Consider the following 16420-nt stretch of genomic DNA (forward strand, 5'->3'; position numbering starts at 1 on the left):
CGTTGCATAGAAATGCATCAAACAGCAGATAATACCATCATAAAAATTTCCAAAGTAGAAAGGAACTCATATCATGGTATTAAAAGAGACAGAAAGAACAGCAATTGAAAACCTAAGAACACAGGAGAAAAGTTGCATAGAAAAGTATCAAAAATACGCACAGCAGGCGATCGATCCAGAACTTAAAAATCTTTTTGAACAGTTACACAAAAAAGAGCAGACACATTACGATTCACTCACACAGGTCTTAGATGGAACAGTACCGTCAAGTGACTGCAATGACAGTGATGGAAGAGACTATGAACCAAGAGCAATCTATACAGCAGCGAGCCAGTCCGAAGATAAGATGCATGATGCATTTCTTGCAACTGATGCAATTGGAACAGAGAAATTGGTTTCCGGAGAGTATAATACAAATGTATTTATGTTTGGGGATAGTGATCTTAGAAAGTTGATGGCAGACATTCAGGTAGAAGAACAGAATCATGCCGAAATGCTGTATAAATATAAGACAGCAAACGGAATGCAGTAATGCAATAGATATATGATAATTTTAAAGGACTCAGGAGCCGTGGACTTCTGAGTCTTTTGTTATCATTACAAAAACATCAATAATGTATGGATTGGATAAGATATGAAAATATGATAGAATTAATACAAATAAAGTACTATACAAGAGAGGACATATAAAAAGATAATGAAGACAGAGCATCATACATTAACAAAGACTTGGGTTGTAGCAGCGCTGGCAAGTTTATGCTGTATTCTATGGGGAAGTGCTATTCCGATGATCAAGACAGGATATCGACTGTTACAAGTAGATACGACAAACACAGCCAGTCAGATCGTATTTGCAGGAATAAGATTTGCGTTAGCAGGACTTTTCGTCTTGATTTTTGCTTCTATACGGGAAAAGAAAGTGACACTGCCCGATGGAAAGATTCTAAAATATGCAGTTCCTGTCTGCCTTGCTCAGACTGTTGGACAGTATTTTTTCTTTTATATCGGCGTGGCACATACATCTGGAGTGAAAGGTGGAATCATTACAGGTTTAGGAAATTTTATCGCAATCCTAATGTCATGTTTGATCGTACGAAATGAAAAACTAACGGGAAGAAAATTAACAGGATGCATCTTAGGATTTGCAGGAGTTGTCGTGATCAATCTTCTTGGGAATTCTTTGGATTTCGGCTTTACGATGATGGGAGAAGGATTCGTTTTGATTTCACAGTTAGCCTATGCAACATCCACGATATTGATCAATTACTATTCAAAAAAAGTATCACCAGTTATATTAAGTGGAACTCAGTTTTTTATTGGTGGAATTGTATTATTTTTAATCGGAAATGCAATGGGTGGACATTTAGATCATGTAACAGTTGGTGGAATTACGGTCGTGTTGTATCTTGCATTGGTATCTGCAGTTGCCTATACACTTTGGTCTGTATTACTTGCATATAATGATGTGTCAAAGGTAGCAATCTTTGGATTTGTAAATCCATTATGCAGTGTAATCTTGTCGGCATTGGTATTGGGAGAAGTCAAACAGGCATTTAATATTGGAAGTCTGATTGCACTCGCACTTGTATGTGTTGGAATTTATATTGTAAATGCAAAGAAAAATAACAAATCAAATGTTGAGTAAGGAGGAAAACATTATGAGATATGAAATTTTAGGTGAAACACTTCCAGTAGTTATCTGTTATCTGGAATCTGGAGAAAAAATGGTTACAGAAGGTGGAGGAATGTCTTGGATGTCTCCAAATATGAAAATGGAAACAACTTCGAATGGAGGAATAGGAAAGATCTTTGGAAGAGCGTTTTCAGGAGAAAAGATGTTCCAGAATGTTTATACCGCACAAGGCGGAGAAGGGATGATCGCCTTTGCTTCATGCTTCCCGGGATCCATCAAGGCATTTGAAATTGCACCTGGACAGGAAATGATATTACAAAAAAGTGCTTATCTTGCCGGTGAGAATGGAGTTGAGTTATCTGCATTCTTTAATAAAAAGATCGGAGCTGGATTATTTGGCGGAGAAGGTTTTATTATGCAGAAAGCATCTGGCCATGGTATCATGTTTGCAGAATTTGATGGTCATGTTGTGGAATATGAATTAGAGGCTGGAGAGCAGATTGTTGTAGACACTGGACATTTGGCCGCGATGACAGCAAGTTGTACGATGGAGATCAAAAGTGTTCCGGGTGTAAAGAATATGTTGTTTGGTGGAGAAGGAGTGTTTAACACAATACTTACAGGTCCTGGGAAAGTATGGCTGCAAACAATGCCGATCAGTAATGTAGCTGGAGTATTAAGCCCATATTTTCCAAGCTCTAGTAAATAGAAAAAACATGAATAGATTAAGGAATGGGGAGTGATCAATATGGCCTTTTTTGACTATGATCGAAATGGGAAAAAAGATTGGAAAGACAATGCCAGAGAATATTATCTTTATAACAAATTGAAAGAAGATGATGCATCGAAGCATAACCGAGAGAAGGAAGAATCATCCGATGATGGGAAATCAAATGTTGGGTGTGGTTCTGTACTATTGTGTTTTTTATTTATGTTTTGTATGATGTGGTTCGCTATGATGGTTGATTCATTATGCAAATAGGGGAGCATAGAACGATGACAAAGACAAAGGCTTATATTGCGATCGACCTCAAATCATTCTATGCTTCTGTGGAATGTAAGGAGCGAAATCGCGATCCTTTAACGACAAATCTTGTGGTTGCAGATCAAAGCCGGACGGAGAAGACGATCTGCCTTGCGGTATCTCCATCGCTGAAAAGCTATGGAATACCAGGCAGACCACGTTTGTTTGAAGTCGTGCAAAAGATTAAAGAAGTCAATAATACCCGCAGGTGGAAAGCTTTAAACAGAACATTTACAGGTTCGTCGGATGACAGCACAGAATTAAATGTAAATCCGGCATTGAAGGTTGATTATATTGTTGCACCACCACGTATGGAATACTATTTGGAATATAGTTCCAAGATTTATAATATCTATCTGAAGTATATTGCTCCAGAAGATATTTTTCCGTACTCAATTGATGAAGTATTTATAGATGCAACAGATTATCTGAATACTTATCAGATGACTGCAAGGGAACTTGCCATGACTATGATACGAGACGTTTTAAAAACAACGGGAATTACAGCAACCGCCGGAATCGGAACGAATATGTATCTGTGCAAGATTGCGATGGATATCGTAGCAAAGCATATTAAACCGGATAAGGATGGCGTAAGGATCGCCGAATTAGACGAAATGTCTTACCGTAGGAAGCTATGGAATCACAGACCGCTTACGGATTTCTGGAGAGTAGGCAAAGGCTATGCGAAGAAGTTGGAAGAACACGGTCTTTTCTCAATGGGAGATGTTGCAAGATGTTCCATCGGAAAGCCAAATGAATTCCATAATGAAGAACTGCTTTATAAGATGTTTGGGATCAATGCGGAACTGCTGATCGATCATGCCTGGGGCTATGAGCCTTGTACTATGGAGCAAGTCAAAGCGTACAAACCGGAAACCAACAGTGTATGCTCCGGGCAAGTACTTCACTGCCCCTATGACTTTGATAAGGCAAAGTTAGTTGTAAAAGAAATGACTGATCTTATGACACTTGATCTGGTAGATAAGAGACTTGTTACTGACCAGATCGTATTGACCGTAGGTTATGATATAGAAAATCTAACGGATCCAGACAGATATAGGAAGTACAAGGGATCTGTTACGATTGATCGGTATGGGAGGAAAGTTCCCAAACATGCTCACGGAACAACAAACCTAAAAAGGCAGACATCATCTACCATGCTGATCACAGATGCAGTGATGGAATTATATGATCGGATCGTGGATAAAAATCTGCTGATCAGAAGAATCAATATCACAGCGAACAAGCTCGTGGATGAAAGTTTTTCAAAGGAAGAAGAAACGTATGAGCAGCTTGATCTTTTTACAGATTATACGGTAAAGGAACAGGAACAAGCCGAAGAAGAGGCTGTTTTAGAGCGTGAGAAACGGATGCAACAGACAATGCTCACAATCAAAAAGAAGTTTGGGAAGAACGCTATCTTGAAAGGAATGAACCTTCAGGAAGGAGCAACGGCAAAAGACCGTAATGAGCAGATCGGCGGACATAAAGCATAGAAAATAAGTATTCAGTGTGAACGGAGGAAGATTATGAAAGATCAGCACAATCATAAATACGATGATATTATCAATCTGCCGCATCCAACTTCAAAGAAACACCCTCGTATGTCACTTTATGCCAGAGCAGCACAATTTTCGCCTTTTGCGGCACTTACCGGACACCAAGCAGCTATTAAAGAAACTGTAAGACAAACAGATGCGAAACAGGTGTTGAGTGAAGAAGTTATAGCAGAATTAAATAAAAAGTTATATCTGATCACTGAAACTATTGGTACACAACAATTGGTTGAGATCACGTATTTTGTACCAGATACTAAGAAAGATGGGGGAGCATATATTACCTGTTCTGGTTGTGTAAAGAAAATTGATAAATATAAACATACAGTTGTTATGACTGATCAGACGATCATCCCTATTGAACAGATAAGTGATATAGAGGGAGAAATGTTTGAAGAATAGTAATGGTGCCTGATTCAATCAAAAAAACAGGCACCATTGCTGTTTCATAAAAATCTACATACTCTGATGGAATGTACGACGAATCACTTCTTCCTGCTGTTCGCGTGATAATCGATTAAAGTTCACGGCATATCCAGAAACACGGATCGTAAGTGTTGGATATTTTTCTGGATGTTCCATAGCATCGATCAAAGTTTCTCTATGCATAACATTTACATTCAAATGATGTGCACCTTGAACAAAGTATCCGTCTAAGATTGTTGTAAGGTTTTGTACTCGTTGTTCTTGATCTTTTCCAAGATCATCTGCGCGGTCGTCATCATTTCCATACTTAGGGAAATCACCAATGGTTTCAAAGTCAATTGCTACACCATTTTCATTGCGGATTGGTTTTACAGTTGCATATTTGATCGCTGATAGAGAGTCTGCGGCAATAGACAGACCAGCAATTCCATAAGCTGCGATTCGCTCTAAGTTTGTATCATGAAGAGCAAACTGGCTGGCTTCATATGCGTATTTATCATGCATAAAATGAATGATATTTACTGTATCAACATATAATTCAGCAACATAAGTCATAACTTTCTTATAGTTTTCCCATACTTTGTCAAAATCAAGAACGTCATCTGTGATCGGTTCGATTCCAGGAACAACCTGGATTCCTTTTTTCTCGTCAATTCCTCCATTGATCGCATAAAGCAGTGATTTTGCCAGATTGCAGCGGGCTCCGAACAGCTGTGTCTGTTTTCCAACCTTCATTGCAGATACACAACAAGCGATCGCATAATCATCCCCATAGACTGGGCGCATAACATCATCATTTTCATATTGGATAGAATCCGTATCAATAGAAACTTTAGAGCAAAAATGTTTAAAGTTGTCTGGCAGTTTTTCAGACCATAAAACAGTTAAGTTAGGCTCTGGAGCAGTTCCAATGTTATATAAAGTATGAAGATAACGGAAAGAATTCTTAGTAACCAGAGGTTTTCCATTAATACCAACTCCACCGATAGACTCTGTGATCCACGTAGGATCTCCACCAAATAGCTCGTCATATTCAGGAGTTCTTAAATGTCTTGTCAGACGAAGTTTGATGATAAATTGATCGATCAATTCCTGAGCTTCTGTTTCTGTGATCACTCCATTTTTAAGATCTCGTTCAATATAAATATCAAGGAATGTAGAAGTACGTCCAAGGGAAGTTGCAGCTCCATTATTTTCTTTTGTTCCCGCAAGATATCCCATATAAACCGCCTGAACAGCTTCTTTCGCATTTTTTGCAGGTTTTGAAATATCAACACCATAAGATGCAGCCATTTCTTTCATTTTAGAAAGGGCACGGATCTGCTCAGAAATTTCTTCACGCAGACGGATGCGGTCTTCTGTCATAGGTCCATCTTCAAAGTCTAAATCTTTTTGTTTTTCTTCGATCAAGTGGTCGATTCCATAAAGAGCAACACGACGGTAGTCTCCAATAATACGTCCACGTCCATAAGCATCAGGAAGTCCTGTTAGAAGTCCAGCAGTTCTTGCAAGACGAGTACGTTTTGGATAGGCATCAAAAACCCCTTCATTGTGTGTTTTTCTGTATTCATTAAAATGGCGGTCGATCTCTTCATTTAGTTTATAACCATATTGTTCCAGTGACTGGTGCGCCATACGTTTACCGCCATATAGATTGACAATACGTTTTAGGGGTGCATCTGTCTGAAGTCCAACGATCACCTCATTTTCTTTATCAATATATCCAGGTGCGAAGTTCGTGATACCAGAAATGATATCTGTCTCAACATCTAAAACGCCTCCTTTTTTCAATTCTTCAGCAAGCAGTTCTTCACATTTATTCCAGACTTTTTTTGTTTTCTGAGATACATCAGCTAAGAAAGAGTCATCTCCTTCATAGAGAGTGTAGTTTTTCTGTATAAAATTTCTTACATTGATTTCTTTTGTCCAGACACCATCGTTGAATCCATTCCATTCGTTTAACATGATTTTTCCTCCATAAAATAAACATGATCAAAATAGGTTTGTTGTAACATCTCTGTTTTCTTTTTATCCATGGCCGGTACACCTTCTAAAGAATAAGGAATATCCATAACTTTATATTTGTTGGTACCAAGTAAATGATAAGGAAGCAGCTCAACTTTCTCTACATTAGGAATCGTTTGAATATAAGCTTTTAACTGAGCCATATGATCTTCGCTGTCAGTAATTCCTGGAACAACGACATGGCGAATCCATATCTTAGTCTGATGTTTTTTTAAAGCATTCAAAAATTCTTCAAAACGATCCATTGATCTTCCTGTCATTTTTTCATAATCCGTTTTATGGATATGTTTCAGATCAAGAAGAACAAGATCTGTATGGTTTAAAATCTCATCATAATCAGAAAGTCCATAACCTGCAGTGTCGATGCAAGTGTGAATGCCTTCATTCTTGCATAGTTTTAAAATCTCTTTTAAAAAATCAGGTTGTAATAAAGGTTCTCCACCAGAAAAGGTAACACCACCATCTTCTTTAAAATAAGGTTTAAATCGTCGGATCTTTGCAACAAGTTCTTCCGGTGTGTATTCGGTTCCGCCAGATAATTCCCAAGTATCAGGGTTATGGCAGAAACGACATCTTAGAGCACATCCTTGTAAAAAGATAACGGTTCGTATCCCTGGTCCATCAACCCCCCTTAATTTTGTCGAAAAACTTCACAAATTGTACAAAAAATGATACAATATACTTATCAAAACAACTTAAAGGAGGATATGCCTATGAAGCTAGAGAAATTGCAGTTCGTTGTAGAAGATGGAGTTGGTATCATCACAATGAACTATATGAAGAATCTTAATGCAATTGATGATCAGATGGCAGACGAGTTGATGTACGTAGTAGATACTTGTGAGAATGACCCGAATGTAAAAGTTGTTGTTTTAAAAGGAATGCCAAAGGCATTTTCAGCAGGAGGAGACATTGGATACTTCTATAACCTGATCCAACAAGGTGGAGAAGTGAATATGGATTCTTTGATCAGTAAAGTTGGCAATGTAACCGATGGTCTGAAGCGTATGAGTAAGCTTGTGATCTCAAGTGTAAGTGGAGCGGCAGCAGGTGCAGGAGTAAGTCTTGCATTTTCAGGGGACTTTGTTGTATGCGCAGACAATGCGAAGTTTATTATGGCATTTGTGAATCTTGGACTAGTTCCAGATACCGGTGGAACGTACCTGTTTGTTAAGAGTCTTGGAATTCAGAAGGCAATGGAACTGTGTGTTACAGGAAGACCAATGAAAGCACAGGAAGCAAAAGATGCCGGAATGGTATATGATGTAGTTCCAGCGGAGAAATTAGATGATACCGTTATGAAACTTGCTAAGAAATTTGCTAGTGGACCATTACTTTCTTATAAGAATATCAAGAAACAGATTTATCAGGCAGGGCTTGCTGATTATAAGAAATACCTGGATGAATGTGAGATTCCGACACAGCGTGAATGTGCGGCATCTTCTGATTTTATAGAAGGAGTCAAAGCTTTTATGGAGAAGAGAAAGGCTGAATTCAAAGGAGAATAAAGCCAGGATCAAACCATGAACATAGAAGGGAGGTCACGCCTTTGAAGTCAAAAGTTGTAACAAGAGAGGAAGCGCTCTCAAGAATTCATGATGGACAGACGATCATGTTTGGAGACTGGCATGGAGAATTTGCAGCAGATGAGATCATTGATGGAATGTTAGAAAAAGGAATCAAAGACATTGATGCGATCGCTGTATCTGCTGGAATGGCGGATCAAGGAGTCGGAAAGCTGATCAAAGATCACAGAGTTAAGAGTTTGATCACAACACATATTGGGTTGAACCCGATCGCCAAGGATCAGATGTTTGCAGGAGAACTTGCGATAGAATTTAGTCCGCAAGGAACCTTTGCAGAAAGAATCCGTTGTGGTGGAGCAGGCTTAGGTGGCTGTCTGACACCAACAGGACTTGGTACAGAAGTAGAAGAAGGTAAACAAAAACTAACGATCGATGGCAAAGAATATCTTCTGGAATTACCATTGCGTGCAGATGTTGCTTTAATCAAAGCAACGAAAGCAGATACTGCAGGTAATATTTCATTCCGAATGAATTCCAGAGCAACAAACAGTACGATGGCTATGGCTGCTGATATGGTGATTGTTGAAGTCGAAGAGATCGTGGAAGTGGGTGAACTAGGACCAGAAGAGATCGATGTTCCAGCACCTGTGATCGATATGATCTATGAAAGAACCGGTGAGAAACGACCAATGTGTCCAATGTGGCAGCGAGCCAAAGCAAAAGCGGAAGGAGGTCAGTGATATGGCAGGATTGACAGGAAGAAAGCTGATCGCATCACGATGTGCAAAGTTTTTTAAAGATGGAGATTTTGTAAATCTTGGTATCGGAGTTCCGCTGATGTGTGTAAATTATCTCCCAGAAGGTGTGGATCTGTGGCTGGAAGCAGAGATCGGAACCGTCGGAAGTGGACCAACCCCAAGCTGGGATAAAGTAGATATTGATGTTATTGATGCCGGCGGACAGCCTGCATCTGTGATCAAAGGTGGAAGCGTGTATGATCATGAGATGTCTTTTGCATTTATACGTGGCGGACATATTGATGCAGCAGTTCTTGGTACACTTCAGGTAGACCAAGAAGGCAATATCGCTAACTGGACGATTCCAGGGAAGATGGTGCCAGGAATGGGTGGTGCCATGGATCTGTGTGCCGGAGTGAAGAAGATCATTGTAGCAACAGACCATTGTGAAAAGAGTGGAAAGTCTAAGATATTAAAGAAATGTACACTTCCTTTGACGGGAGTTCATTGTGTAACAGATATCGTAACAGAACGCTGCTATTTTGAAGTTACAAAAGATGGTCTCGTGTTAAGGGAACTTGCAGAAGGATATAGTGTAGAAGATATCCTTGCATGCACAGAAGCTGATGTGATCGTACCGGATGAAATTGGTGTTATGAGCTGATAATAGACGCAGGAAAGCATATAGAAAAACAGCACTGTACAGGAATAAAATTCCCAATGCAGTGCTGTTTTTATTAGTTTATTTAATCTTCTTTTGGCAACGCAATATTTAAAATAATTGCAACAAGTGCAGCAGGTACGATACCAGATCCTCCAAAGATTAACTGAATTCCTTCAGGAAGTCCGGAAAGAACTGTACTGTTTGCACCGATTCCGTATCCAAGACCAAGTGCTACAGATACGATTGTGATATTTCTCATACCCATTGGCTCTTTTGTGATCAGCTGAATACCACTGATTACGATAGAAGAGAACATCATAACGGCTGCTCCACCTAATACGCTCTGTGGCATGATAGAGATCAGGGCAGCAAGTTTTGGAAATAACCCACAAAGAATTAAGAAGATTGCTCCTGTAGCCAGTGCAAAACGGTTTACGATCTTTGTCATAGTAACAAGACCAACGTTCTGGCTGAATGATGTATTTGGTAAAACACCAAAGAATGCTGCGAGTGTAGATCCGATACCATCACAGACAACACCACCAGAAAGCTCAGAATCTGTAGCTTCACGATCCATACCACCTTCGATAACACCAGAAATATCTCCGACTGTTTCTACAGCGGTTACGATAAACATGATAAGTACAGGAATGATCGCTCTTGCATCAAAAACAATTTTTACAGGCATAAATTTTGGAACGGCAAACCAGCTGGCTTGTGCAACTTTATCCCAATTTAATACCCATGCTTTTGTGTATTCTACACCATCTGCATTCACGGCAGTTGTAGGAAGTACAACACCCATGATTCCCGCAATGATATATCCTGCGATAATTCCAATCAATACGGAAGAAGCACTTGTCATACCTTTTGTTCCATGCTTTAATGCGATGATGATCACAAGAACAATAGTTCCAAGTAATAAGTTCTCAATTGATCCGAAATCATTAGCGGAATTTCCACCACCAAAAGAATTGACACCAACACCGATCAGTGACAATCCAATGGAAAGTACAACCGTACCGGTTACAACCGCTGGGAAAAATCTTCGAAGTGGTTTTAACATAAATCCTAATACAGATTCAAATAATCCACCGATAATGGAAGCACCCATGATCGCACCATATCCAAGAATTCCACCACCCATGACTCCAGCAACACTGCTGCAGACACCGATAAATCCTGAACTGGTTCCCATGATGATTGGAACTTTTCCACCGATTGGTCCAATTGCATACAACTGGATCAGAGTGACAATTCCGGCAATTAACATAGCATTTTGTAAAAGCGCAATCTGAACGTCTGCAAATTCGGTTCCGGAAGCAATACCACAAGCCCCTGTAATGATCAGAACTGGAGTTAAGTTTCCTACGAACATGGCGAATACATGCTGCAGACCAAGGAGAATCGCTTTTTGCAGCGGAAGTTTTCCATAAAAATCGTACTCCGCACCTTTGTTTTTCTCTTGATTCATTTTTCTTTCGTCTCCTTTTTATAATGTATGATGAGCAGTTTTATACTGCTATTTTTACAGCATAATATTATAAAGGATTTGGCAGAAAATGTATAGTTCTTTTTTATGAGCAATTAATTATTATAACTTTATAATTTAAGAATCTGATTAAGAATCTAAAAAATAGAAATATATAAGGAGATTTAAAAGAAAACACAAAATAAGTTTGAATAACTATAACATATTTGCTATAATAAATCATATCAGTATGCAGAAATACAGGAGGCTTTTACTATGGAGAATAAAAGTAGTTACCAGATAAACGAGCAGGGAGTGCTCGGAGAAGTGAAAATTGCAGATGATGTGATCGCAGTGATCGCAGGAATCGCAGCGACTGAAGTGACAGGTGTTGCCAGAATGTGTGGAAATATTACAAATGAATTGGTAAGTAAACTTGGAGTTAACAATTTATCCAAGGGAGTCAAAGTTGTCGTAGAGAATCATCATGTAAGAGTCAATCTTGCATTAGAACTTGATTATGGAGTAAGTATTCCAGAGATATCAGAGAAAGTTCAGAATCGAGTAAAGTCTGCCATTGAGAATATGACGGGATTGAAAGTAAAAGAAGTCAATGTTCGTGTTGCAGGTGTGGCAGCAGAAGAAGAGTAGAAATAATATAAAAGCAAAGTCAGACGGGACTGATCAACAGTTCCGTCTTTGTATCGCAGAAAGGAATCATAATGAAAAGAAGTGAGGTAAGAGAACATATTTTTAGAATTTTATTTTGTGTAGAATTCTGTGAAAAGGAAGAATTTGAAGATCAGGTAGAGTTATATTTTCATGGACATGAGAGTATTAATGAGAAGACTCAGAAAGAGATTACAGCAAAGACAGAGAATCTGATCGAACACTTAGATGAGATTGATGAAGAAATTTCAGCTCATACAAATGCATGGAATCTTGAAAGACTTGGAAAGGCAGAATTGTCTATTTTAAGACTTGCAACATATGAAATCTTATTAGATGAACAGGTGCCAAGAAAGGTAGCGATCAATGAAGCAGTAGAACTTGCAAAGAAATACTGCAACGAGAAAGCAGCTCCATTTATCAATGGTGTGTTAAGTAAGATTGGACAGGATATGAATGAAGAATAAAGTTTTTTCTGTAACACAGATTAATACTTATATCAAGAGAATGTTTCAAAGTGATTATGCTCTGAGAAGAATCTCGATCAAAGGACAGGTATCAAACTGCAAATACCATTCTTCCGGGCATATTTATTTTTCATTAAAGGATGAAGGAAGCCAGATATCTTGTGTTATGTTTGCGAATGCAAGATATGATGGGCTGAAGTTTGAGTTAGAAGATGGACAGGAAGTTGTAGTTGATGGGAATATCAGTGTGTATGAGCGTGGAGGAAGTTACCAGCTTTATGCACAAGAGATCCGCCTCAATGGAATCGGGGAGCTTTATGTAGCTTATGAGATGTTAAAACAGAAGTTATATGAAGAAGGTTTATTTGATCATGAGAAGAAGAAACCAATTCCTAAGAATCCAAAGAAGATCGGAGTGGTAACTGCAAGGACAGGTGCGGCGATCCATGATATCATTAGTACAGCAAAGAGAAGGAATCCTTATGTCCAGCTTATTTTATATCCAGCGAAAGTGCAGGGAGATGGAGCGTCAGATACCATTGTTGCAGGAATTAAAGCATTAGATCAATATGGAGTGGATATCATCATTGTCGGAAGAGGTGGTGGATCCATCGAAGATTTATGGGCATTTAATGAGGAGAAGGTTGCAAGAGCAATCTATGAAGCACAGACACCGATCATTTCTGGAACAGGACATGAGGTAGACACAACAATTGCAGATTATGCTGCGGATCTTCGAGCAGCAACACCAACGGCGGCATGTGAGCTTGCAGTTCCAGATATCAGAGAAGTGATGGAAGGAATCATCAATAGAGAATATACGCTTCGAACATTATTGAAACAGGTGGTTCGTAGATATCAGATGAAATTGCAACAATATCAGATTACAATTGCTAATTTTGATCCTCGTTTTCAATTACAGGAACAGAAGATGCATTTAGCAGAATTGGAAGAACAGATCCATGCAGTAATGAAGAACAAGATGACTGACTATCAGCACAAACTGGAATTGTATACAAAGGAACTTCACGGATTGTCTCCGACGGCGAAACTTATTAATGGTTTTGGATATATCGAAGGATCAAACGGAGAGCCAGTGACAAGTGTTAAGAAGGTGATGGAAGGAGATCAGATTTCATTGACGATTTCTGATGGAACGATCATTACGAAAGCAGAGCAGATCAAGAGAATGGATGAAATTAAGGAAAGTTAAGAAAGAGGAAATTTGATATGGCAAAGAAAAAATTTGATATAGATCAGGGATTTGAGCAGTTAGATGAGATTCTTACAAAGCTTTCCGGAGAAGAGATCAAACTTCCAGAGGCAGTAAAATTGTATACGGAAGGTGTCGGGCTTGTAAAACAGTGCAAAGATTCTTTAGATAAAGTAGAAAAAGAACTGATCATATTAGAAGAAAATGGGGAAGAACATGAACTTTAAGGCTGAGATGAATGAAAGGGTAGAGCAGATTGAACAGATTTTAGATCAATATCTGCCACCCAAAGAAGGATTACAAAAAACAGTTTTAACTGCAATGAATACAACAGTAAAGGCAGGAGGAAAACGTCTTCGTCCAATGCTGATCAATGAAACTTATAAGATGTTTGGAGGAGAGGGAGATATCGTAAAACCATTTATGGCGGCGATTGAGATGATCCACACATATTCTCTGATCCATGATGATCTGCCAGCATTAGATAATGATGATTATCGAAGAGGACAAAAGACATGTCATATTGTTTATGGAGAAGATATGGCGATCCTTGCGGGTGATGCGTTGCTTAATTATGCATATGAAGTTGCAACGAAAGCATTTGATCTTGCGGATCAAGATGAGATGATGAATGTAGTTGAAGCAGTGAAGATTCTTGCGAGAAAACCTGGAATCTATGGAATGATCGGTGGACAGGTTGCAGATGTTGAGCTAGAGGGAACACCGCTTAGTATGGAACAGATTTTGTTTATCCATAAGAATAAGACATCAGCATTGATCGAGGCTTGCATGATGATCGGAGCAGTTCTTGCAGGGGCATCGAAAGAAGATGTTATGGCGATGGAAGAATGTGGGGAATATATTGGACTTGCATTCCAGATTCAGGATGATATTCTGGATCTTACTGGAGATGAAGAAGAGATTGGAAAGCCAGTCGGAAGTGATGAGAAGAATCACAAGACGACTTACGTGACATTAAAGGGATTGGAACAATCTGCAAAAGATGTAGAAGAAATTTCAAAGAAAGCAATTGAGATTTTAGCAAGATATGATGTGGGAAATCGTTATCTTACAAATCTTACAAGATTTTTAATTCATCGAACACACTAAGCAGAGAGAAAGAGGAAGCATTATGTTAGAATATATCAATGATCCAAATGATATAAAACGGATTCAGCCAGAGGATTATAAACTTCTGGCGAAAGATATCCGCCGTTTTCTGTTGAAAAATGTCAGTCGTACAGGAGGACATCTGGCATCGAATCTTGGAATCGTAGAACTTACGATGGCACTTCATCTTGTTCTTGATTTTCCAAAGGATCAGTTGATCTTTGATGTTGGACATCAATCCTATGTACACAAGATTTTGACAGGCAGAAAGGATGGATTTCAGAATCTGCGACAATTTCATGGTATGAGTGGATTCCCAAAGAGAAAAGAAAGTAACTGTGATGCATTCCATAGTGGACACAGTTCCATGTCTTTATCTGCTGCACTTGGGATGGTTACGGCAAGAGATATCAATCATACAGATGAGACGATCGTTGCGGTGATCGGAGATGGTGCTTTATCTGGAGGAATGGCATACGAAGCATTAAATAATATGGCAAGATTGCGTAAAGAAAAGAAAAATCTTGTAGTTATTTTAAATGATAATAAGATGTCTATTGCAGAAAATGTCGGTGGAATGTCTGCATATTTAAATAAAGTCAGAACAAAGAAAGAATATGTTGAATTCAAAGGAAATGTAGAGCAGTCTTTGATGAAGATTCCGGGGATCGGAAGGGAACTGACAACGATCATTAAGAAATCAAAAGATTTGATCAAACAGTTATTTGTTCCGGGAATGTATTTTGAAGATATGGGGATTACATATGTTGGACCGATTGACGGACATAATATTCCTTTAATGGTGGATACATTAAATCGTGCAAAACAATTAGATGAGCCAATCATCATTCATGTTGTAACAAAGAAAGGAAAAGGTTATCGCCCTGCGGAACAAAATCCAGCGAAATTTCATGGAATCAGCCCGTTTTCCCTAAAGACAGGAGAAGTACTTAAAAAGTCAGATAATCCATCTAATACAGCTGTATTTTCCCAGACATTGATCGAAGAAGCAAAGAAAGATAAAACGATCGTTGCTGTAACGGCAGCTATGCCAGATGGAACTGGACTAGGTAAATTCAAGGAACATTTTCCAGATCGATTCTTTGATGTAGGAATTGCAGAGCAACATGCGGTAACATTTTGCGCAGGTATGGCTTCTAGAGGATTAAAACCAGTATTTGCAGTTTATTCCACTTTTTTGCAAAGAGGATTTGATCAGGTTCTTCATGATGTTGCGATTGGTAATTATCCAGTGATCTTTGGGATCGATCGTTCAGGTCTTGTTGGAGCAGATGGAGAAACGCATCAGGGAATCTTTGATATCCCATATTTATCTATGATTCCAAATGTTACAGTTATGGCACCGATCAATGGAAGAGAACTTAAAGAGATGTTAAAAGATGCACTACATCATGCAAAGGGACCAACGGCGATCAAGTATTCTAGAGGAGAAGCTCTTTCTTTGTATGAAGATCAGTTTGAAGAGTTACACTATGGAAAAGGTCAAGTAATCAAAGAAGGAAGCGATGCCGTGATCATTGGTGTGGGTAATATTTTTGATGAGGCAGATCAAGCAGTGAAGATCCTTGGAGAAGAAGGATATAATATTGGACTTGTGAATCCAAGATATATAAAACCATTTGACAAAGAAATGATTCTTGATCTGGCAGGAAAATATGACAAGATCATTACTGTTGAAGAAGGCGTTTTAAATGGTGGTTTTGGAATGATGATCAATGAATTCTTAAGTGAAAATGATTATAAAGGGAAAGTAAGATGCTTTGGAATTGATGATCAGTTTGTAGAACATGGCTCTGTGAGTGAATTAAGAAAAATGCTTAAGATTGATGGAGAAAGTATTGCTGACTCTATCAGACAATGGATGAAGGAATAGAA

General features: G+C 38.7%; 17 protein-coding genes and 1 pseudogene. 15 read left to right on the forward strand and 3 right to left on the reverse strand.

Features of this window, described 5'->3' with window-relative positions:
* Positions 1 to 73: 73 nt before the first annotated feature.
* The 6 genes from OCV53_RS06040 to OCV53_RS06065 all read left to right on the forward strand — a co-directional run bounded on the left by OCV53_RS06040 (position 74) and on the right by OCV53_RS06065 (position 4618).
* Positions 74 to 532, forward strand: a complete 459-nt coding sequence (locus tag OCV53_RS06040) for a spore coat protein (RefSeq protein WP_008390960.1) — start codon at positions 74 to 76, stop codon at positions 530 to 532.
* 165 nt (positions 533 to 697) lie between these two features.
* Positions 698 to 1645, forward strand: a complete 948-nt coding sequence (locus tag OCV53_RS06045) for a DMT family transporter (protein ID WP_055197118.1) — start codon at positions 698 to 700, stop codon at positions 1643 to 1645.
* Between the two features lie 13 nt (positions 1646 to 1658).
* On the forward strand, positions 1659 to 2342 hold the full coding sequence (locus tag OCV53_RS06050; RefSeq protein WP_226799578.1) for a TIGR00266 family protein: 684 nt from the start codon (positions 1659 to 1661) through the stop codon (positions 2340 to 2342).
* Positions 2343 to 2381: 39 nt separating this feature from the next.
* Positions 2382 to 2615, forward strand: a complete 234-nt coding sequence (locus OCV53_RS06055) for a hypothetical protein (RefSeq protein ID WP_009265904.1) — start codon at positions 2382 to 2384, stop codon at positions 2613 to 2615.
* 14 nt (positions 2616 to 2629) lie between these two features.
* Positions 2630 to 4156 (forward strand): Y-family DNA polymerase, encoded by a 1527-nt coding sequence (locus OCV53_RS06060; RefSeq protein WP_055197122.1) that lies wholly within the window; start codon positions 2630 to 2632, stop codon positions 4154 to 4156.
* Between the two features lie 33 nt (positions 4157 to 4189).
* The gene (locus OCV53_RS06065) at positions 4190 to 4618 is read left to right on the forward strand and encodes a hypothetical protein (protein ID WP_055197124.1); all 429 of its coding nucleotides are present in this window, start codon (positions 4190 to 4192) and stop codon (positions 4616 to 4618) included.
* A gap of 54 nt (positions 4619 to 4672) precedes the next feature.
* On the opposite strand, the gene OCV53_RS06070 is transcribed toward OCV53_RS06065, so the two are convergent.
* Entirely contained in the window at positions 4673 to 6607 is a 1935-nt protein-coding gene (locus tag OCV53_RS06070) for a pyruvate formate lyase family protein (protein ID WP_055197126.1), read from the reverse strand.
* Positions 6601 to 7284: pseudogene (gene pflA, locus OCV53_RS06075) on the reverse strand (pyruvate formate-lyase-activating protein); the annotation flags it as partial. The pseudogene pflA and the gene OCV53_RS06070, both read right to left, overlap by 7 nt.
* A gap of 96 nt (positions 7285 to 7380) precedes the next feature.
* On the opposite strand from pflA, the gene OCV53_RS06080 reads away from it, so the two are divergent.
* Genes OCV53_RS06080 through OCV53_RS06090 form a run of 3 tightly spaced genes read left to right on the forward strand, consistent with a single transcriptional unit; the run spans position 7381 to position 9594 of the window.
* The gene (locus OCV53_RS06080) at positions 7381 to 8175 is read left to right on the forward strand and encodes an enoyl-CoA hydratase/isomerase family protein (protein ID WP_055197130.1); all 795 of its coding nucleotides are present in this window, start codon (positions 7381 to 7383) and stop codon (positions 8173 to 8175) included.
* Between the two features lie 41 nt (positions 8176 to 8216).
* On the forward strand, positions 8217 to 8933 hold the full coding sequence (locus OCV53_RS06085; protein WP_055197132.1) for a 3-oxoacid CoA-transferase subunit A: 717 nt from the start codon (positions 8217 to 8219) through the stop codon (positions 8931 to 8933).
* A 1-nt stretch (position 8934) separates the two neighbouring features.
* Positions 8935 to 9594, forward strand: coding sequence for a 3-oxoacid CoA-transferase subunit B (locus OCV53_RS06090; protein WP_009202892.1), 660 nt, complete (start codon positions 8935 to 8937; stop codon positions 9592 to 9594).
* Positions 9595 to 9676: 82 nt separating this feature from the next.
* Here OCV53_RS06090 and OCV53_RS06095 read toward each other — a convergent pair whose 3' ends face one another.
* A complete protein-coding gene (locus OCV53_RS06095) occupies positions 9677 to 11068 on the reverse strand; it encodes a uracil-xanthine permease family protein (protein ID WP_022374344.1) in 1392 nt (463 codons plus the stop codon).
* 273 nt (positions 11069 to 11341) lie between these two features.
* Between OCV53_RS06095 and OCV53_RS06100 the strand changes: the two genes are divergently transcribed.
* The 6 genes from OCV53_RS06100 (at position 11342) to dxs (ending at position 16418) form a co-directional block, all read left to right on the forward strand.
* The gene (locus OCV53_RS06100) at positions 11342 to 11716 is read left to right on the forward strand and encodes an Asp23/Gls24 family envelope stress response protein (protein ID WP_022374343.1); all 375 of its coding nucleotides are present in this window, start codon (positions 11342 to 11344) and stop codon (positions 11714 to 11716) included.
* 71 nt (positions 11717 to 11787) lie between these two features.
* Positions 11788 to 12201: a transcription antitermination factor NusB gene (nusB, locus tag OCV53_RS06105; protein WP_022374342.1), complete on the forward strand. Its 414-nt coding sequence runs from the start codon at positions 11788 to 11790 to the stop codon at positions 12199 to 12201.
* Complete coding sequence (gene xseA / locus OCV53_RS06110) at positions 12191 to 13414, forward strand: exodeoxyribonuclease VII large subunit (protein WP_055197134.1); 1224 nt, start codon at positions 12191 to 12193, stop codon at positions 13412 to 13414. The genes nusB and xseA overlap by 11 nt, the downstream gene beginning before the upstream one ends.
* Positions 13415 to 13431: 17 nt before the next feature.
* Entirely contained in the window at positions 13432 to 13641 is a 210-nt protein-coding gene (xseB, locus tag OCV53_RS06115; protein WP_022374340.1) for an exodeoxyribonuclease VII small subunit, read from the forward strand.
* Positions 13631 to 14524: a polyprenyl synthetase family protein gene (locus OCV53_RS06120; protein WP_055197136.1), complete on the forward strand. Its 894-nt coding sequence runs from the start codon at positions 13631 to 13633 to the stop codon at positions 14522 to 14524. Before xseB ends, OCV53_RS06120 begins: the two co-directional genes overlap by 11 nt.
* Before the next feature lie 22 nt (positions 14525 to 14546).
* Positions 14547 to 16418, forward strand: a complete 1872-nt coding sequence (dxs, locus tag OCV53_RS06125; protein WP_055197138.1) for a 1-deoxy-D-xylulose-5-phosphate synthase — start codon at positions 14547 to 14549, stop codon at positions 16416 to 16418.
* Positions 16419 to 16420: the final 2 nt, after the last annotated feature.

The sequence above is a fragment of the Anaerostipes amylophilus genome, assembly GCF_025567365.1.
In the GTDB taxonomy this organism is placed as follows: domain Bacteria; phylum Bacillota; class Clostridia; order Lachnospirales; family Lachnospiraceae; genus Anaerostipes; species Anaerostipes amylophilus.